Source organism: Xenorhabdus kozodoii (assembly GCF_002632875.1).
GTDB classification, from domain to species: domain Bacteria; phylum Pseudomonadota; class Gammaproteobacteria; order Enterobacterales; family Enterobacteriaceae; genus Xenorhabdus; species Xenorhabdus kozodoii.
Genome location: NZ_NJCX01000016.1, coordinates 1 through 19,569, shown reverse-complemented (window position 1 = coordinate 19,569; position 19,569 = coordinate 1). Strand labels below are relative to the sequence as shown.

20 protein-coding genes and 1 other annotated feature are annotated in these 19,569 nt (G+C 41.2%); of the genes, 6 read left to right on the top strand and 14 right to left on the bottom strand.

Features of this window, described 5'->3' with window-relative positions:
• Positions 1 to 73 precede the first annotated feature (73 nt).
• The 12 genes from btuD to Xkoz_RS11825 all read right to left on the bottom strand — a co-directional run bounded on the left by btuD (position 74) and on the right by Xkoz_RS11825 (position 10,614).
• Positions 74 to 841 (bottom strand): vitamin B12 ABC transporter ATP-binding protein BtuD, encoded by a 768-nt coding sequence (gene btuD, locus Xkoz_RS11870; RefSeq protein WP_099142362.1) that lies wholly within the window; start codon positions 839 to 841, stop codon positions 74 to 76.
• Positions 842 to 891: 50 nt separating this feature from the next.
• Entirely contained in the window at positions 892 to 1,887 is a 996-nt protein-coding gene (btuC, locus tag Xkoz_RS11865; RefSeq protein WP_099142444.1) for a vitamin B12 ABC transporter permease BtuC, read from the bottom strand.
• Positions 1,888 to 1,974: 87 nt separating this feature from the next.
• Positions 1,975 to 2,271 carry an integration host factor subunit alpha gene (gene ihfA / locus Xkoz_RS11860; protein ID WP_038233943.1) on the bottom strand — a complete coding sequence of 99 codons (297 nt, stop codon included), beginning with the start codon at positions 2,269 to 2,271 and terminating at the stop codon, positions 1,975 to 1,977.
• 4 nt (positions 2,272 to 2,275) lie between these two features.
• Entirely contained in the window at positions 2,276 to 4,663 is a 2,388-nt protein-coding gene (gene pheT / locus Xkoz_RS11855; protein ID WP_099142361.1) for a phenylalanine--tRNA ligase subunit beta, read from the bottom strand.
• Between the two features lie 14 nt (positions 4,664 to 4,677).
• Positions 4,678 to 5,661 carry a phenylalanine--tRNA ligase subunit alpha gene (gene pheS / locus Xkoz_RS11850; protein WP_099142360.1) on the bottom strand — a complete coding sequence of 328 codons (984 nt, stop codon included), beginning with the start codon at positions 5,659 to 5,661 and terminating at the stop codon, positions 4,678 to 4,680.
• An 80-nt stretch (positions 5,662 to 5,741) separates the two neighbouring features.
• Positions 5,742 to 5,866 (bottom strand) — a sequence feature (Phe leader region).
• Positions 5,816 to 5,860: a pheST operon leader peptide PheM gene (pheM, locus tag Xkoz_RS25935; RefSeq protein WP_198688755.1), complete on the bottom strand. Its 45-nt coding sequence runs from the start codon at positions 5,858 to 5,860 to the stop codon at positions 5,816 to 5,818. It overlaps the preceding feature by 45 nt.
• A 151-nt stretch (positions 5,867 to 6,017) precedes the next feature.
• Positions 6,018 to 6,374, bottom strand: coding sequence for a 50S ribosomal protein L20 (rplT, locus tag Xkoz_RS11845; RefSeq protein ID WP_099142359.1), 357 nt, complete (start codon positions 6,372 to 6,374; stop codon positions 6,018 to 6,020).
• A 43-nt stretch (positions 6,375 to 6,417) separates the two neighbouring features.
• Positions 6,418 to 6,615 (bottom strand): 50S ribosomal protein L35, encoded by a 198-nt coding sequence (gene rpmI / locus Xkoz_RS11840; RefSeq protein WP_006118955.1) that lies wholly within the window; start codon positions 6,613 to 6,615, stop codon positions 6,418 to 6,420.
• Positions 6,616 to 6,709: 94 nt separating this feature from the next.
• On the bottom strand, positions 6,710 to 7,249 hold the full coding sequence (gene infC / locus Xkoz_RS11835) for a translation initiation factor IF-3 (protein WP_099142358.1): 540 nt from the start codon (positions 7,247 to 7,249) through the stop codon (positions 6,710 to 6,712).
• A gap of 3 nt (positions 7,250 to 7,252) precedes the next feature.
• A complete protein-coding gene (thrS, locus tag Xkoz_RS11830; RefSeq protein WP_099142357.1) occupies positions 7,253 to 9,181 on the bottom strand; it encodes a threonine--tRNA ligase in 1,929 nt (642 codons plus the stop codon).
• 9 nt (positions 9,182 to 9,190) lie between these two features.
• Positions 9,191 to 9,397: a hypothetical protein gene (locus tag Xkoz_RS19885; protein WP_141554416.1), complete on the bottom strand. Its 207-nt coding sequence runs from the start codon at positions 9,395 to 9,397 to the stop codon at positions 9,191 to 9,193.
• A 539-nt stretch (positions 9,398 to 9,936) separates the two neighbouring features.
• A complete protein-coding gene (locus tag Xkoz_RS11825) occupies positions 9,937 to 10,614 on the bottom strand; it encodes a transglycosylase SLT domain-containing protein (RefSeq protein WP_244183464.1) in 678 nt (225 codons plus the stop codon).
• 289 nt (positions 10,615 to 10,903) lie between these two features.
• Between Xkoz_RS11825 and Xkoz_RS11820 the strand changes: the two genes are divergently transcribed.
• The 5 genes from Xkoz_RS11820 to Xkoz_RS11800 all read left to right on the top strand — a co-directional run bounded on the left by Xkoz_RS11820 (position 10,904) and on the right by Xkoz_RS11800 (position 15,480).
• Positions 10,904 to 11,818: a metal ABC transporter substrate-binding protein gene (locus tag Xkoz_RS11820; RefSeq protein ID WP_099142356.1), complete on the top strand. Its 915-nt coding sequence runs from the start codon at positions 10,904 to 10,906 to the stop codon at positions 11,816 to 11,818.
• Positions 11,815 to 12,711, top strand: coding sequence for a manganese/iron ABC transporter ATP-binding protein (locus Xkoz_RS11815; RefSeq protein ID WP_099142355.1), 897 nt, complete (start codon positions 11,815 to 11,817; stop codon positions 12,709 to 12,711). Before Xkoz_RS11820 ends, Xkoz_RS11815 begins: the two co-directional genes overlap by 4 nt.
• Positions 12,708 to 13,583 (top strand): metal ABC transporter permease, encoded by an 876-nt coding sequence (locus tag Xkoz_RS11810; RefSeq protein ID WP_099142354.1) that lies wholly within the window; start codon positions 12,708 to 12,710, stop codon positions 13,581 to 13,583. The genes Xkoz_RS11815 and Xkoz_RS11810 overlap by 4 nt, the downstream gene beginning before the upstream one ends.
• Positions 13,580 to 14,476: a metal ABC transporter permease gene (locus Xkoz_RS11805; protein ID WP_099142353.1), complete on the top strand. Its 897-nt coding sequence runs from the start codon at positions 13,580 to 13,582 to the stop codon at positions 14,474 to 14,476. Before Xkoz_RS11810 ends, Xkoz_RS11805 begins: the two co-directional genes overlap by 4 nt.
• Positions 14,477 to 14,610: 134 nt before the next feature.
• Positions 14,611 to 15,480: a fructosamine kinase family protein gene (locus Xkoz_RS11800; protein WP_099142352.1), complete on the top strand. Its 870-nt coding sequence runs from the start codon at positions 14,611 to 14,613 to the stop codon at positions 15,478 to 15,480.
• A 149-nt stretch (positions 15,481 to 15,629) separates the two neighbouring features.
• Here the strand turns inward: Xkoz_RS11800 and Xkoz_RS11795 are convergent, their stop codons facing one another.
• Together Xkoz_RS11795 and Xkoz_RS11790 are read right to left on the bottom strand one after the other, a co-directional pair.
• Positions 15,630 to 16,187: a YniB family protein gene (locus Xkoz_RS11795; RefSeq protein WP_099142351.1), complete on the bottom strand. Its 558-nt coding sequence runs from the start codon at positions 16,185 to 16,187 to the stop codon at positions 15,630 to 15,632.
• Positions 16,188 to 16,869: 682 nt separating this feature from the next.
• The gene (locus tag Xkoz_RS11790) at positions 16,870 to 17,394 is read right to left on the bottom strand and encodes a hypothetical protein (protein ID WP_099142350.1); all 525 of its coding nucleotides are present in this window, start codon (positions 17,392 to 17,394) and stop codon (positions 16,870 to 16,872) included.
• A gap of 411 nt (positions 17,395 to 17,805) precedes the next feature.
• On the opposite strand from Xkoz_RS11790, the gene Xkoz_RS21945 reads away from it, so the two are divergent.
• Complete coding sequence (locus tag Xkoz_RS21945; protein ID WP_208615252.1) at positions 17,806 to 18,828, top strand: hypothetical protein; 1,023 nt, start codon at positions 17,806 to 17,808, stop codon at positions 18,826 to 18,828.
• Positions 18,829 to 19,569: the final 741 nt, after the last annotated feature.

Here is a 19,569-nt window from a genome sequence, read left to right as displayed (position 1 = left end):
AACGAAAAACAAATTGTGGTCAACCAAGCACTAAAAGCAAACTATAATTATGGTGGATTGCACTTACAAAAATTTACACGTGGCTGACCCTCCATAATTTATAGCTGGCATTTTTGATATGTCCAATATTTGCCTCAAAAACCCCTGATAAATTTTGTTCTGTCATGACATTCTGCGGTACTCCAGATGCTAACAACTTCCCATGCGAGAGCAGCCAGACTTCTGTCGCTTGCTCATACGTGTGGTTAAGATCATGGCTACTCAGCAATACCGTTCCCCCCAATGCACAAAATCTTTTTATCAACTGATCTAAAATAGCTTGCTGGGTGATATCAAGGTTATTTGTTGGCTCATCAAGTAAAAGCAGGCTCCCATCGGGGTTCAGCTCTGGCCATATTTGAAAAAAAGTACCCGCTAATCTGACACGTTGCCACTCGCCACCAGAGAGTTGGCCGATTGATGAAGAAAGCAGTGGCAGGAGTTTCATTTGCTGGCAAAGTTCATACAACACATTTTCACTCTGGGACAATGAAGCGGTTCCAGGGCGAAACATATCTAAGTACTGGAAAACTGGCATGACAGGAACAGAAGAAGATTGAGAAAACCAGGCCCGGCGCTTCGCTAGCGCGCTCTGGCGGTAATCCTGCAAGTTGTTACCCTGCAAGTGGATTGTGCCGCTATAGGATAAAACGCCCGCAATTACTGCAAGTAACGTACTTTTCCCTGAACCATTTAGCCCCACTAAATGAATTTGCTTCCCGGCCGTAACAGACTCAGATAATGAACTCAATCTATTGCTAACAGTAACATTATCCAGTTCCAAAATCGGCTGGCCGACCATGTTCTTATCCTCATTTCCTTGTCTGCATTAACCGACAAAATGGTGTTTTTTTAATAGTGACGCGCTTTTAATAAAAGCCATATAAATATGGGTGAACCTAAGGTTACCGTGACAACCCCGATTGGCACTTCTGCGTGAGATAATGACAGACGGGAAACTAAATCTGCCAATAATAAACCACTGCTTCCCGCCAATGCACTGGCCGGAAGTAACGCTTTATGATCAGTCAAACCAATCAACCTCAAAATATGGGGAATAACTAAACCGATAAAACTGATCGCGCCCGCAAGGGCCACACTCAGACCCACTAATAACCCAATGACGGATACAAATACATTGCGCCATGTGTGGTGAGACACGCCCAGTTGCCGAGCCTGTAGCTCCCCAAGAGAGAGATAATTTAAAATGTGGCCTTTGCTGCTTAGCCATAAAATGGCGGGAAGCAATGCAACGATCAGCCATTTTTGGCGCCAATCAACACCACTGAAACTTCCCATCATCCAATACATCAATTGCCGGAGATCCAGACTGGTACTGAAATAGACCATCCATGTCATCATGGCACCCAAGATCACACCGAAAGCGACGCCAATCAATAACAAACGGGTATTAGTCACCTGATGTTTTCTGGAAAAAACCAGCAAAATAGCGGTCATGAAAAATGCCCCGAATACCGCGCCAACACTTAATAACCACAATGGTGCAATACCATGAAAAATCAGGATTAAACATACCACGACGACACCGGCACCATTACTGATCCCAAGTAATCCTGGCTCTGCCAACGGGTTTTCAAACAACGCCTGCATGATAGCGCCTGATAGGGCTAAGCTCGCACCCACCACCAGTACCGCAATCGCTCTGGGCAGTCTTAATTGCCAAATAAACAACTGGGCAGGTTCCGATAACCATTGATCAGGCCAAAACCAGATTTCACCGGCGCACAATGACAAAATAAAGAGAATAACGAATAAAACAGACAAAACGGCCATCACTCGATGGTTACGTCTTCTCTGGTAGGTGATTAATTCATAAACAGAGCGCATGTGTGAGGCCATTGAGAAAACAAATACTCTTCCTATTGAGGACAGGAAAATAAGAAAAAGACCGCAAGATGCGGCCTTTTTATGTATTTATTCTTTGGGTAACGCTTTTTCCACTCTATTTTTCAGTTTTTGACCAGGGCGAAAAGTGACAACACGGCGAGCTGTAATCGGAATATCTTCGCCTGTTTTTGGATTGCGGCCTGGACGTTGATTTTTGTCTCGCAAATCAAAGTTGCCGAATCCAGATAACTTCACTTGCTCCCCATTCTCTAAAGAACGACGCACTTCTTCAAAGAACATCTCTACCAGATCTTTAGCGTCACGCTTGCTAATACCCAGTTTTTCAAACAGATTTTCTGACATTTCAGCTTTAGTAAGCGCCATAAGTTCAGTCCCTCAAGGATGCTTGGAATCGCTGTTCTAATGCAGCAACGCACTTGTTGACGGTCGCAGCAATTTCTTCTTCTTCCAGTGTACGCATGGTATCCTGCAAGATTAAGCTAATAGCAAGGCTCTTGTAACCTTCCGCGACGCCTTTACCACAATACACGTCAAATAAGTTTATGCCAACTATATGATTTACGCCAACTTTCTTACATTCAACCAGAACATCTTCTGCGGCTACATTTTCTGGCACAACGATGGCGATATCACGGCGGTTAGATGGGAAGCGAGAAACTTCCTTCATCTCAGGAATTACGCGGTCTACCAAACTGGTCCATATTAACTCGAATACCACGGTACGGCCGTTTAAGTCAAGTTTACGCTCCAGTTCTGGATGTACAACACCAATATAACCGATGTAATTATTTTCCAGATAAATCCCAGCACTTTGTCCAGGATGTAAAGCAGAATGTTCTTCTGCCTTAAAGGAAATGTTAGACAGTTTACCTGTCAGTTCTAAAACAGATTCTAAATCACCCTTCAAATCAAAGAAATCAACTGATTGTTTTTCAATCGACCAATGCTCTTCGAAACGGTTACCTGCGATAACACCACCAAGCATCAGTTCTTGGCGAATGCCATGCTCCGCATTTTCATCCGGTACAAAACGCAATCCAGTTTCGAATAAACGAACACGGTTTTGCTGACGGTTTTGGTTATAAGCAACCGTAGTCAATAATCCAGTCAACAGGGACAAACGCATTGCCGACATATCCGACGAAATCGGGTTAGGCAAGATCAACGCTTCTTCCTGTGGATGGAGATATTTTTGAACCTTAGGATCAACAAAGCTATAAGTAATTGCTTCTTGATAACCTCTGTCCACCAACATGGTTTTAACGCGTTTCAGTGGCAAATCAGCTTCACGATGTGAAGTCATCATCAGATCTGCACGCACGGGCACGTCAGGAATGTTGTTATAACCGTAAATACGGGCGATCTCTTCAACAAGATCTTCTTCAATCTGCATATCAAAACGCCAGCTAGGCGCAACAGCTTGCCAACTATCATTCAATACAGTGACCTGACAACCTAAACGGGTCAGAATATCTGTGACTTGTTCATCAGCAATATGATGGCCAATCAAACGATCCAACTTATTGCGAGTAAGAGTAATCGTTGCTGGTTTTGGTAAGTGAGATTCGCTGGTAGCATCAACGATTTCTCCTGCTTCTCCTCCACAGATGTCGATCAACAACTGGGTAGCATATTCCATCGCTTTATGTTGAAGCTGTGGATCAACACCACGTTCAAAGCGATGGGAAGCATCAGTATGCAAACCATAACGTCGAGCACGGCCGGTAATTGCCAACGGTGCGAAGAACGCGCATTCTAGCATAATATGCTGTGTTTCTGCACTAACACCAGAATATTCCCCGCCAAAAATTCCCGCCATCGCAACTGGTTGTTTTTCATCAGAAATAATGAGTGTTTCAGCAGAAAGTTCGGTTTCATTACCATCTAGCAGAGTAATTTTTTCACCTTGCTCAGCGAAGCGAACAATAATTGAACCACTTAAGCGTTCCAAATCGAACGCATGCAATGGTTGACCGAATTCAAGCAAAACATAGTTAGTGATATCAACAACCGGATCAATAGAACGAATACCGCCACGACGCAATTTTTCGCGCATCCACAGTGGGGTGGTTGCCTTGATGTTCACATTCTTGATCACACGCCCCAAATAGCGTGGACAGGCTTGAGGAGCGTCAACCCGAATAGGGAATGTTGCATCTGTCGTGGGTTTAACCGCTGCGATTTTCGGCTCTGTCATGGACAATTTATTGATAACCGCAACATCACGAGCAACCCCTATGATGCTCAGGCAATCAGCACGATTTGGTGTGATACTGATTTCAATCGCGTTATCATCCAATTTCATGTAATCACGCAGATCAGCACCAATCGGAGCATCGGCTGGGAGTTCAATAATGCCATCCTGATCATCAGCAATGCCTAGTTCGGCAAATGAACACAGCATGCCTTCTGACGGTTCGCCACGCAATTTCGCAGGCTTAATTTTGAAGTCACCTGGCAACACAGCACCGATGGTAGCCACAGCGACACGAAGCCCCTGACGACAATTAGGCGCGCCACAGACAATGTCTAGCAAACGTTCACCACCGACATTGACTTTTGTAACGCGTAACTTATCTGCATTTGGATGTTGGCCACACTCAACAACTTCACCAACAAATACGCCGTGGAATTGACCTGCCACATTTTCAACACCATCAACTTCCAAACCAGCCATGGTGATTTGATCAGACAATGCTTCACTACTAATGGCTGGGTTTGCCCACTCGCGTAACCAGAGTTCACTGAATTTCATGAGATATACCCGCCTTATTTAAATTGTTTAAGGAAACGCAAATCATTTTCGAAGAATGCACGCAAATCTGTCACACCATAACGCAGCATGGTCAGGCGCTCCATTCCCATACCAAAGGCAAAACCAGAATAGACTTCCGGATCAATACCCACATTGCGCAAGACGTTAGGGTGCACCATGCCGCAACCCAATACTTCTAACCATTTTCCATTCTTACCCATCACATCAACTTCTGCGGAAGGCTCTGTAAATGGAAAATAAGAAGGACGGAAACGTATCTGCATATCTTCTTCAAAGAAGTTATTCAAAAAGTCATGCAGTGTACCTTTCAGATTGGTAAAGCTGATATTTTTATCAACGATCAGCCCCTCTATCTGGTGAAACATTGGAGTATGTGTCTGATCGTAATCGTTACGGTATACACGCCCTGGCGCAATAATGCGGATTGGTGGCTGACGATCTTTCATGGTGCGGATCTGTACCCCAGAAGTCTGGGTACGCAGCAAACGTGTCGCATCAAACCAGAAAGTATCGTGATCAGCGCGGGCAGGATGGTGTGCAGGAATGTTCAGAGCATCAAAGTTATGATAGTCATCTTCGATTTCAGGGCCAGATTCAACAGAAAAACCCAGCTCGCCAAAGAAAGTTTCAATACGTTCAATTGTGCGGGTAACAGGGTGCAAGCCACCATTTTCCATACGACGGCCAGGCAATGAAACATCGATTTTTTCTGCCGACAAACGCGTATTCAGAATATCGGCTTCCAGCTTTGCCTTACGCGCATTCAAGGCTTCCTGGACTTCTTGTTTCGCCTGATTAATAACAGCCCCTGCCGCTGGACGCTCTTCGGCCGGTAAGTCACGCAGCGATGACATCTGGAGGGTTAAATGGCCTTTTTTTCCCAGGTATTCAACTCGCACCAAATCCAACGCGGCAACATCCTGGGCTTCTTCCACGGCTGCTTTTGCCTTTGCAACCAGCTCAGTAAGATGTGACATCGTTTTCCTCTTCCTTTGGCCAGATGGCCCTTTAGTTGTTATCGACTATGTCCTCACCTATCAATTAATGAGGCCATAAAAATAAAAAAGCCTCCGCACTGGAGGCTCAAGCGCTATTTTTCGTCTCTTTTCTTACGCGCGAAGCCCCCTGATTTCAGGCGCTAAAGTAAAAAAAGAAACGAAAAAAGGCTAATTTCATCATTTGAGTTCTTTCTCCTATACCTTTTTGCACTCACCAATCGTAATTTAATTACGCTATCTACGCTATCATCTGCTCACAAGTATTATCTAATCAGTAGTAAGCCATATTTTGGAAAAAAGTAAAAGAGGGAGCAAGCTCCCTCTTCTAATCTGACTTATGCCAGAGCGCCCTTCGCTTTTTCAACCAAAGCAGCGAATGCTACTTTGTCGAATACAGCGATGTCAGCCAGGATCTTACGGTCGATTTCAATCGAAGCCTTTTTCAGGCCATTGATGAAACGGCTGTAAGACAAGCCATTCTGACGTGCAGCAGCGTTAATACGTGCAATCCACAATTGACGGAATTGACGTTTGCGCTGACGGCGGTCACGGTAAGCGTACTGACCCGCTTTGATAACAGCCTGGAAAGCAACACGGTAAACGCGCGAACGGGCACCGTAGTAACCTTTCGCTTGTTTCAGAATTTTTTTGTGACGTGCACGGGCAATAACACCACGTTTTACGCGAGCCATATACTTCTCCTATCGTCTCTGAGTTCTAATCTAAAAAATTTGCTTATGCGTATGGCAGACAAGCAACAACCAAGCCCAGATCACCTTTGGAGACCATGCCTTTTGGACGTAAATGACGTTTACGTTTGGTTGATTTCTTAGTCAGAATGTGACGAAGGTTAGCGTGCTTACGCTTGAAACCGCCACTGGCAGTTTTTTTGAAGCGTTTAGCTGCGCCGCGTACTGTTTTAATCTTTGGCATTTTAATTTCCACTTCGCATTGTTAATTACAACGAACTAGTAAGGCGAATAGACTCCGGCCAGAATGAACTGGAGTCTATTACTTGTTTGCCTGACTATTTCTTCTTAGGAGCGAGCACCATGATCATCTGGCGGCCTTCAACCTTCGATGGGAAGGATTCGACCACAGCCAATTCACTCAGATCGTCACGGATACGGTTAAGCATCTCAATACCAATCTGTTGGTGCGCCATCTCACGCCCGCGGAAACGCAGGGTGATTTTAGCTTTATCGCCATCTTCCAGAAAACGAATCAGGTTGCGTAGTTTGACCTGATAGTCGCCTTCATCTGTACCAGGACGGAATTTAATTTCCTTAACCTGAATAACCTTTTGTTTCTTTTTCTGTTCTTTGACTGACTTACTCTTCTCATAGAGGAACTTGCCGTAATCCATAATACGGCAAACCGGCGGTTCGGCATTTGGGCTGATTTCAACTAAATCAACACCAGCTTCCTCAGCTTTTTCAAGAGCTTCTTTCAGACTGACAATACCAATCTGTTCGCCATCTAATCCAGTTAAACGAACTTCAGAGGCGCGAATCTCTTCATTAATGCGATTTGGGCGCGCCGGTTGAATTCTTTTTCCGCCTTTAATACCTTATTCCTCCAATTGACGAAGATTACGACTGCGTATTTCTGTCAGCAGTTTTTCGGCAAACTCACTGACTTCAATGCTACCTAAATCTTTGCCGCGGCGAGTACGAACGGATACTTTTCCTGATTCGACTTCTTTGTCACCACAAACAAGCATGTAAGGCACACGACGCAGAGTGTGTTCACGGATTTTAAAACCAATCTTCTCGTTTCTCAAGTCTGCTTTTGCACGAATGCCTGCATCTTGAAGTTTTTTAACCAATTCCTGTACATAATCTGACTGGCCATCAGTAATATTCATAACGACGACCTGCTGAGGTGCCAACCATGTTGGGAAAAACCCAGCATATTCTTCTGTCAGGATACCGATAAACCGCTCCAAAGACCCCAGAACCGCACGGTGAATCATGACAGGAACCTTACGTTCGTTGTTTTCACCCACATATGACGCATTCAGGCGCGGTGGCAGTGAAAAATCCAGTTGCACAGTACCACATTGCCACGCACGATCCAAACAATCATATAGAGTAAATTCAATTTTGGGGCCATAAAATGCCCCTTCACCCGGTTGGTATTCAAATTCAATACCGTTTTGGGTTAATGCTTCAACAAGATCCGCTTCTGCTTCATCCCACTGTTTTTCTGTACCAATACGTTTTTCCGGGCGAGTGGATAACTTAACAACAATCTTCTCAAAGCCAAATGTGCCGTACACATCATAAATCATTTTGATACAGCTACTCACTTCCTGAAAGATTTGCTCTTCAGTACAGAAAATATGTGCATCATCCTGAGTAAAGCCGCGTACCCGCATCAAACCATGTAAAGCGCCTGATGGTTCATTACGGTGACAGCTACCAAATTCAGCCATACGTAACGGTAAATCACGGTAAGATTTCAGGCCCTGATTAAAAATCTGGACGTGTCCTGGGCAATTCATCGGTTTTACGCAATATTCACGGTTTTCCGATGAAGTCGTGAACATATTCTCTTTATAGTTTTCCCAGTGACCCGTTTTTTCCCACAGGATACGGTCCATCATGAATGGGCCTTTTACTTCCTGATATTGGTATTCTTTTAATTTAACGCGAGCAAATGCTTCTAGCTCACGGAAAATTGTCCAGCCATCATTATGCCAAAACGCCATACCTGGTGCCTCTTCCTGCATATGATACAGGTCAAGCTGCTTACCAATTTTACGGTGATCGCGTTTTGCGGCTTCTTCCAAACGCTGTAAATAAGCACCAAGCTGTTTCTTATCAGCCCATGCAGTACCATAAATACGCTGCAACATTTTGTTGTCACTATTGCCGCGCCAGTATGCCCCTGCCACTTTTTGCAGTTTAAAGTGATGGCAGAATCGCATGCTAGGAACATGTGGTCCACGGCACATATCAATGTATTCTTCATGGTGATACAGGCCTGGATGATCATCACGGCTAATATTTTCATCCAGAATCTGAATCTTATACTCTTCACCACGAGCTGCAAATGTGTCACGCGCTTCCTGCCAGCTAACTTTTTTCTTGACGACATCGTAGTCTTTTTTGGCAAGTTCCAGCATACGTTTCTCAAGCAGCTCGATGTCTTCCTGCGTCAAAGAGCGGTCTAAATCGACGTCATAATAGAAACCATTGTCAATCACAGGACCGATAGCCATTTTCGTATCAGGCCACAGCTGCTTAATTGCATGACCCAACAAATGTGCACATGAGTGACGGATAATTTCCAAACCTTCTTCATTCTTGCTAGTGATAATAGCAAGGCTGGCATCGGTATCGATTAATTCACAGGCATCAACTAATTCACCATTAACACGGCCGGCAATACACGCTTTTGCCAAACCAGCACCGATATCACGAGCCACATCCATTACGGAAACAGCATGTTCAAATTGACGTTGACTACCATCAGGAAGAGTAATTACAGGCATTTAAAATCCTTATATGCAGTGGTGACCCGCACGAAAGATCACTTGCATTAAATAAAATTCATTATTAATCATTACATTAGTGGCAAACCCTTGCTTCACTCCGCAAGATGTGCACATATCTAAGACCACATTTTCAAAATGCAGCCAGTACATTTGCCCTAACTCGCCCGACATATTATCACATAGAGTAGAGGTTAAAATAGCTTTGTCAGTCATACAGCCAAACCACCACTATGCAAGTACATCACTTAACGGAAATTTAAAATTGCGGTAAATAATGAAAAAGCTGTCTATACCAACCTAACTTCAAGTTGCCGTTTGCAAACCAACGTGAGTGTTTATATCTCCCCGCTACGCGGGGAGAAATCAGGTTTCATATAGTGTTGTAAATTGCAACTTGAAGTTTAATGCGTATATTACAAAACTCGTCTTAATACATGGGAGAAACCATATTCGCTTCCATATATATTACTTACGGCATAATCAATTAAACCCCATTACCCCGATTTTCTTGCGCCCAATCGGAAGGAATATCTATTGTTATCCGAACTACATTGTCAAGCATTTGATAATTAATTTCCCTCATTATCTTACCTATACTTACACACTATTTATCTAAAAATTATAACGCCTATAATTTATAAAACCCTGTTTTGTGCGATATCTGCCATTAAAAATGACAATGGATTATTAGTTTTTATTTATTACAAAAACAGGATGCCAAATCTATTCTAATGAAAATGTTCGGATTACGATTATTGGACATCCAAAGCACGATAAGCATTTTTGACCTTCCATAAATAACGCGGAGCCTGTGGTGCAGGGTGGTTATTTTGAACATATTGATAAAACTCATTCGGTGTCATTCGATTAATTTTATGAATTGCCAAAGTCCGGTTTAAATCAAACGTTCTCAATAATGCTCCAGCACCATTGACATAAGCGACTATCGTTGCGTAGTACAACGTTTCTGGATTGGAAATACCTTCCAGATGCTGTTTTTTTAAGATACTGATATAAGCTGTACCAAGGTCAATGTTAGTTTCAGGATCTTTCAATTCGCGCATCGTTGGCTGACCTGATTTACCTTTCATCCTATAGGCATCTCGCCCAGCCGTAGATGCTTTAATCTGCATTAATCCAACCGCATTCGATTGACTAACAACCGCTGGGCGAAAACCTGATTCCACCTGAATAATCGCTTTGATAAGCGCTTCATCAACACCATAACGTTTTGCAGCTTGCGCAATAAGACCATCAAATGGGGTGGGTTTTAATCTATTAGTTAATTTACGGGTTCCAAAAGCCGCTTTATTACTATCAAGCATACGTTTTGCTGCCGTTTGTCCATTGGTATCTGATTGATATGCTTGTTGGTTTGCACATCCTGACAATAACAATACCACAGCAATATAGCAGAATTTTAATTTCACGCTGCTTCTCCCAAATATAATTAACCCTATAAAGCATATATAATTTTACTGATAAACGAAAAATATTTATCTATCGTTTATCAAAATAAATATCTTGTTGATCGTGGTGAGTCTGGACAATATGCTGATTTTTCGTTCGGGTGAGGTGTCACTGCCATATCCATCAATAGAAATTTAAGTGTAACTATCGAATCTATCATCAATTTCGTTCTTTATCACCTTGACTTTATATAAATGATACTGATAATCATTATCAATAATATGTACACAACAAGTAAGGTCTACCATAATGAATAAAAAATGCACTTCTTCTACTGTTCCGATATTCAAACTGGTTCTTATTCTGTTCACAATGGCACTAGTCAGCCAGCAAGCTCATGCAGATAAAAAATTCAGGGTGGTTACAACATTTACTATTATTCAAGACATGGCACAAAATGTCGCAGGAGATGCGGCCATTGTTGAGTCAATTACCAAGCCTGGCGCAGAAATTCATGATTATCAACCCACTCCCAAAGATATCATCAAGGCACAACGTGCTGATCTTATCCTCTGGAATGGCTTAAATTTAGAACGTTGGTTCCAACGATTCTTTGCAAACATGCAAGACATACCTGTTGCTGTTATAACCGAAGGTATTACTCCTTTACCGATCCGTGAAGGCCCTTACAATAAAAATCCTAACCCCCATGCCTGGATGTCACCAAACAATGCACTGATTTATATTGAAAATATCCGTAAAGCTTTTGTCAAAAACGATCCAGCAAATGCCGAAATTTATAACCGCAATGCCAAAGATTATGCAGAAAAAATAGCCCAATTGGATGCGCCCCTTAGAGAACGCCTTTCTCGTATTCCTGAAGAACAACGTTGGCTGGTAACCAGTGAAGGGGCGTTTAGCTATCTCACTCAAGATTATGGATTTAAGGAAGTCTATTTATGGCCAATCAATGCTGAGGAACAAGGCTCCCCGCAACAAGTTCGCCGTGTCATTGATACGGTGAGGGCCAACAAGATCCCTGTTGTCTTCAGTGAAAGTACGGTGTCAGATAAGCCAGCAAAACAAGTCAGTAAAGAAACAGGAGCCCATTACGGCGGAGTACTGTATGTTGATTCCCTTTCCACGCAAAAAGGACCTGTTCCAACTTATATTGATCTACTTAATACCACTGTAGATACTATTGCAAAAGGATTTAATCAATGAATCACCAACCATTATTTAAGCCACCCCACTTAATTGTGGAGAACGCCACTGTCACTTACAACAATGGACACACCGCGATTTATGATGCCAGTTTTGATATTACCGGCGGCACAATTTGTGCGTTAGTTGGCATGAATGGCAGCGGTAAGTCGACATTATTTAAGACAATCATGGGATTAGTTACACCTTCACAAGGAAAAGTTACCCTCAATGATCATTCTATCAAAGCGGCATTAAAACAAAATACCATCGCATATGTTCCTCAAACTGAAGATGTAGACTGGAATTTTCCGGTTCTGGTTTCCGATGTTGTCATGATGGGTCGCTATGGAAAAATGGGATTTTTGCGCCACCCTAGCAAGCGTGATCATGAAATCGTCGATAAAGCCCTTGACCGTGTCGGGCTGACAGGATTGCGAGATCGCCAAATTGGTGAACTTTCAGGTGGCCAGAAAAAACGGGCATTTTTAGCCCGCGCTTTGGCTCAAGAAGGAAAAGTTTTGCTATTGGATGAACCTTTTACCGGCGTGGACGTTAAAACAGAAAATGCCATTATTGACTTACTCCGCGACTTACGTGACGAAGGGCACTTAATTTTAGTGTCAACGCATAACCTAGGTAGTGTGCCTGAATTTTGTGATCATGTTATTTTGATCAACCGCACTGTGCTCGCAAGTGGCCTAACTGAAAACACATTTACTCAAAAAAATCTGGAAGTTACATTTGGCGGTGTCTTGCGCCATATTAATCTTTCTGGCTCTGAATTGCATAAAGATGATGATCCACGCTCACTGACCGTTATTACTGATGATGAACGGGCTGCCGTCTTTTACGGACATGATCATCATATTTCCCCGCGACAAAACCTGAAACAAAGGGGAAATCAACCATGATGGAACTCCTTTTACAACCATTCAATTACAATTACATGGTAAAGGCCATGTGGGTAAGTGCCATTGTTGGGGCTGTCTGTGCTTTCTTATCCGCTTATCTGATGCTAAAAGGTTGGTCACTAATGGGAGACGCCCTCTCCCACTCGGTTGTACCTGGCGTAGCCGGTGCATATGCCCTTGGTTTACCTTATGCAGGTGGCGCTTTTTTTACAGGGATGCTCGCCGCACTATCAATGACATTGGTGCGTCATATTACTCGGTTACGTGAAGATGCGGTGATCGGTTTTATATTCTCGACTTTTTTTGCCGTTGGATTATTGATCGTTTCTTTAAACCCTACATCCGTGAATGTACAAACCATTATTTTGGGCAACATTCTGGGAATTGCTGATGAAGATGTGTTACAAGTTGAAATCATTATTGCGATTTCTTTCATTATCTTAATGGTAATTTGGAAAGATCTGTTGGTTGTTTTCTTTGATGAAACTCATGCACGCTCCATTGGATTATCACCGTTACGGTTGAAAATCATTTTCTTTACTTTATTAAGTGCCTGTACTGTTGCGGCATTACAGACGGTAGGCGCTATCTTGGTTATCGCCATGGTAGTCACACCGGGCGCAACCGCCTATTTATTAACAGACAGGTTTAAACATTTGTTGATCATTGCTGTCGCCATCGGTGCACTCACCAGTGGCATCGGTGCCTATGTGAGTTATTTCCTCAATGGCGCAACTGGCGGAGTCATTGTCACGATGCAAACCGTGATTTTCTTACTCGCGTTCTTCTTTGCCCCCAAACATGGCATGTTAGCTTCCCGCCGAAAAGCCAGAAAGGAATCCCTGGCATTGATTCAGGAAAAACGCTCATGAATACTTTTATTGAATTAATTACCGAACCTTTCATGCATGATTTCATGCGACGAGCCATTTATGCTGCCATTATGGTAGGAGCCGTTTGTGCAATACTTTCCTGCTACTTAGTCTTAAAAGGCTGGTCACTGATGGGAGATGCCATCTCTCATGCTGTTTTGCCGGGTATCGTACTCGCTTTTGTAGCAGGTATACCGCTTGCAATAGGTGCATTCCTTTCCGGTATATTTTGTGCGTTTGCAACCGGGTATTTAAAAGAACATAGCAGGATCAAAGAAGATACTGTCATGGGGATTGTTTTCTCAGGTATGTTTGCATTTGGGTTAGTACTGTTTACTCGTATCGATACGGATCAACACCTGACACACATTTTATTTGGCAGCATACTTGGCATTAGCCAGAATGAATTACTCCAGACACTGGGTATTGCAGGGATAACATTGGCTATTGTGTTGCTAAAGAGAAAAGATTTTATGCTTTACTGCTTCGATCCCAATCAAGCTCGAGTGGTTGGCCTCCCCGTGAAACGCCTGCATTACGGATTATTATCACTACTGGCGCTAACAATTGTCGCCTCTTTGCAGGCCGTCGGTATCATCCTGGTCATTGCGATGTTAATTTCACCTGGCATTATTGCTTTCATACTTTGCCGAAATTTTGATCGCATGCTCATTGTAGCCATGGTTGCCTCCATATCATCCAGCGTAATTGGGACAATCATCAGCTTCCATATTGATGGTGAAACAGGCCCTTGTATCGTAATCATTCAGGCAATTTTCTTCACTATTGCACTTATTTACGACCAAATAAAATTAGCTTACAAGAAAGCAAACAAAGGATCATTTGAAAAAAATCTATCCCAAACGACATCAATTCCAGAAAAAACAAATTAAAAAAAATAATAGAGTGCCATATCAAATTTTAGATATGGCATTATTAATTTCTATTAAAATACCATTTAGCCTGTTCAAACGTTACATCTGTCTGTAATATAAGCATAGCAACTGTCAACTTAATGAGGTGAAACATGTGGCAAGCAGTGAACCATCTATTAAGTGAGCATTTTGGTGACGCTGAAATTCACGATAAAACGGAATTGGCTGGAGGAGATATTCACCGTGCCTGGCACATTAAATATGGTGAACAACATATCTTTATCAAATCCAACGTGAAAGAAATGCTGCCAATTTTTAAGGCAGAGGCGGAACAACTGGAGTTGCTGGCTCGCAGCAAAACAACCCGTGTTCCCGAAGTTTATGGTGTCGGTCACGATCGCAACTATAGCTTCCTGTTGCTGGAGTATTTGCCTATAAAACCATTTAACGCACATAGCGCATATCTTTTTGGTCAACACCTTGCGAAACTCCATCAATGGAGTGAACAACCTAAATTTGGCTTTGATTTCGATAACATGCTCGCAACCACTATACAACCTAACGGGTGGCAAAAGCGCTGGAATCATTTTTATGCCGAAAAACGTATTGGATGGCAATTGCAACTTGCCGCTGATAAAGGAGTCGTGTTTGGCGATATTAACCAGATTGTCCAAATAATCAGTGACAAATTACATAACCATCATCCTCAGCCTTCTCTCTTGCATGGCGATCTATGGCCCATGAACTGTGCATCATTGAGCGATAGTTGTGCAGTTACCTTTGATCCTGCCTGCTATTGGGGAGATCGTGAATGTGATCTGGCGATGCTACCACTTTACCCGGATCTTCCTTTGCAAATATTTGATGGTTACCAGAGTGTCTGGTCACTACCAAAAGATTTCCTTGAGCGCCAACCTATTTACCAACTCTATTATTTGTTGAATAGATATAACCTTTTCGGTGGTGATAATTTTATCTTAGTACAAGATATTATTGATAAACTTCTATCTGAACAGGTATGAAAAAATTTCATTAATATAACATATAACTAATTTATTAATGGCGCAATTCAAAGAAGTAATTACATGAAACATATGATTTTATTTTCACTAAAATGCAGTATCGGGCATCCTTGCGCCGTTATTATTTGATGACTTATTTTATTCCATCATCATCCCAAAAATTGAAATAAGAAATAAGCAATTGCACCGATAATAATTGGTGATATATAGAGGGTAAAAATTTGGCTGAATAAAGAGTGACGGGGGAATTTAATCTTGGCTTCCAATTGTTCTTTAGTTATTCCGCTTTCCTTTGCATTTTCAAGGATCATTTGATCCTCAATCCGCTCTTTGATGAACTTAAATTGGTGATACATCCTCAAACCAGACGCACTCATTGCCAACCCTACAAACATCAGAATATAAATAACAAGAAAACTGATATTTTCTCCCGTCATTCCCGCAACATGATCAGGAGTTGGAGAATGCTTCCAAAAAAAATCCAAAAATGGTGTATTAAATTTAATCATTTCTGTCATCATGTTGAGAAAATCATTCAATACCGCGTTAATACCACTACTTTCAACACCAGCCCCTTTAACACCATGTTGCCATGCGACTAAATTAATCACTGAAACAAAAGTCGACAACAGGGACGGTACAAAAATAATCCACCCCAAGATCCGCTTAGCGATAGCAACATATCCAGCTTGTAAATATGTGTTCATCTTAAATTCACCATTAAAAACAATAAACTACAACAAAATATCATCTTCATAAATTCACGTATATACACAAATATGTACAAACAAAAAAAGTATTCAATACATCATATGACACTTGATCTTATAGCATTAGATGAAATAAATGTAGGCTAGTTTAAAAGTGAGGATTAGGAAGAAAAGATGCTATCACTATAGTCCAGAAATCCCCCCCCCTTAACATACAGAGTTCAGCGAAAAACTTCGCCGATTGGAATCACCGCCAAAGGGTCGGATTTGTAATCCTGCCCTTTTCTTTTTGCGAACCCCTGAGATGACTCCAAATGACGGCAGTGAACCAAACCGCTCAGTATTTAATCGCTACGTTTGAAACGGAAGCATGTTGAACTAAAAGTCGGGAAATCCCGCCTTTATGTAAGTTGTTGATTTTTCCATTTATTCTTACTTTGAATCAACCATAGAGGAAATCCCAATGGTTGATTCATGTGCTGGACAAAAGGAATAAATGCATTGCTTTTTAGCGTGTTACTTGTGCGCAAGGGGCTGAGCAAGCAGACGCCAAATCTGTCGTCTGATTAGATATCAATGAGTTATCACACTTTGAGATGGTCAGAATCTTGACCATCTTTATATGGATAGTTTCAATTTTTCAAAGAGAAAATAATTAATTTTAAAGTCCAGCGCCTTCTCATTTAAAAACTATCTTTATAAGATCTTTCTCTTCATTGCCAAAGTTTACTTTAGTAGGCATGTAGCAATCATCCAGATCTGCGCAATAATTGTAACAATTTTCGCCCTCGCATGTTGCTTGTTTCACAAGATCATCGCAAGTACTCGTAACTGCCGCCTGCCATCCAGCGATCCAATAGAAAGTCACGCTAAATTGCACTAAGCAAGACTGAGGATCTAAGCCAGTGGGTGGCAATAGTGTCCTGCTCACCAACCAAACTATCTTTTTTTGCCTCCCTACACACGCACCAGAGTTAACATCCTGAGCATCTATGGAAAACTTGGAAGACAGTGAGTCAAGCGTGAAATTATATGGACCAAATTTAGGCATACATTGATTGTTTACTTTCAATAGGTAGAAAGGTATTAATAACTCGAATGGCTCAATTTGCTTTTCAAAAGTTATCGTATAATCTTTGGCTGCCAATACTGGCTGTATGATTAAAGATAAGGCTATTAAAATTATATTAAATAAAACTTTCATATCGCCCCCTTTTAATGAAATCACTTAATTATTACTTCATTATTAATGGAGTACTGAAATGATAATCACTATATCATATAGGCTATTCACCTATCCGCTTTAGTATAAGTAAGCACCCTTAATGACCATAACTTAAAATCCAACAGACAATTAAGGTTGTTTAATTTGCAACTTTCTGCGGGTTAATATCAATCATGAAAATCACCTGTCAATAATATGACTAACGATACTGTTTCAAATTTAAATAATAACTTTTAGTTGATCTCTAAGAGAATTAATTATGTCTATAATCTCACAAATTAGGCACTTTCTGATCAACAGATTAGTGGGGATGATGTAGGTTGGGTCATATGGAGTAAATGATTCTAGGTAAGCAACTATCAGATAATTAGGTAATATATGAGGGAAGGCATGGCTAAAGATAAAAGATCGCGCAAAAAACCATCAAAACCATCAAAACCAAAACCTGTTAGATTTAAGGCCTTTAAGATTGAAAACAATTCTATAACTAAAGCCTCTAGCGAAATTTGTTCAATGTTGCACTCGCTATTAGAGCAATCTGATACAGTGGAATCACGATGCATGGTACTTAGCCATGAAGATCCAAAAAAAGAACAAAACTTAATCTCTTATTACCAATACTCTGAGCATAGCAAGTCAGTTCTTTGCACTATGCTAAAAATAGCCCCCGGCAATGAAATGGAGCATGTTACTAACGAATTGTTTAGAAAAAAATTATTTACTATTGATGAAATTGGAAGAAAAAATATTGATACATCCGCAATATGCAAAGGTTATTATTATTTTGCAATGAGTAACAATTATTTAGTGACTAATCAACCATTAAATAGAACGATTCATAGCTTGCAAACATATCTCCGTTGGTTTTTAAATAATGAGCTTATCGAATTTACTCCAGTCATTGATATAAAAAATGAAATAAAAATCAAAGATATCAGTTCAATAGAAGTAAAAGAACCTACTCATTCAAAAAAACAAAAAGCATTAAAAAATAAAAACGAAGAACCACAAAATAATAACCTCCCGCAAACAATGGGGGAAAAAATAATCAGCCTACCAAAATTAGCAGTTGATGTATTAAGAAATTGTATGTCCGAGGCTAGAAGCTTTAGCGATATAGAGCTAAGTCAACTAGTATCAGCAAAGCTGTTGATAAAATTCAAGAAAAAACCAAAGAAGATGACTGATGAAGATTATGCATCAATATTGGGCGCTACCTTGAAGCCAATAGCAGCTCTTGATAGTATATCATTCAAGAAAGCCAACGGAGCGACAATGGTTAAGGGAAGCGAGTTATTGAGGCTAAAGACTGCTGAGATCGAAGTTACCGAGTCAGGAAAACTGGTTGAACAGCAAATATTCCAAGAAATGAGTAGGTTTATTGTAGAATTAGAAAATGAAAAGAATAGTTAGATTGCTAGCTATATCATTAGGTTCCGTAGTCTGTTCATCACTCATCGATGCGCGGCCGGATAATTATCTAATCTCTACTTTATATACCATTGCTGGAATTATGTTTTCGATTGGTCTTGGGCTAATTGTCACCTTTAACATGTCTGGCGTAAGAAACAAGGCCTTCATAAAGGAAATTAGAATAAACCTAAAAAAAGTTAGAGACTCATTTCTGTTTTATTTCGCCATATCAACAATAGGAATGCTCTCAACGCAATATACTCCTAAAAAAGATATTATTTTTTTTACAATTAATAAATTAAATGTCGTTTTTAGTATACAAATTTTGATATGTTTTGTGATGTCCTTTTCTATTTTATTTTTTATAATCAACTTTCTTGAAGTCCAAAAGCTCAATCACGACATTTTTGACAAAGTGAACAATGAAGACTAACCTCAGCCCTCCCTCCGAGGGCTTTTTCGCATCCGCCCACATTTCCCTCAATCCCCCAACAACTCCCCAATTCCACCCTATTGGTTATTTATTGACGGCTAAATGGGATTTTTTTCAGTGGCATATCCCTTGTACAGAGCTGTAACGGGTGGGTAATGTTATGTGATGGTGGGTTGTGAAAAACCTCGGTTTACAGGGAACTGCGGAGTTGGCGAAAAATGCGGTTCCTGCTAGCCGGAAAATCAATGGAAAACCGTTAACGGGTGATATCACGCTGAATGCAGGGGATGTAAAAGCTTATCCGATCC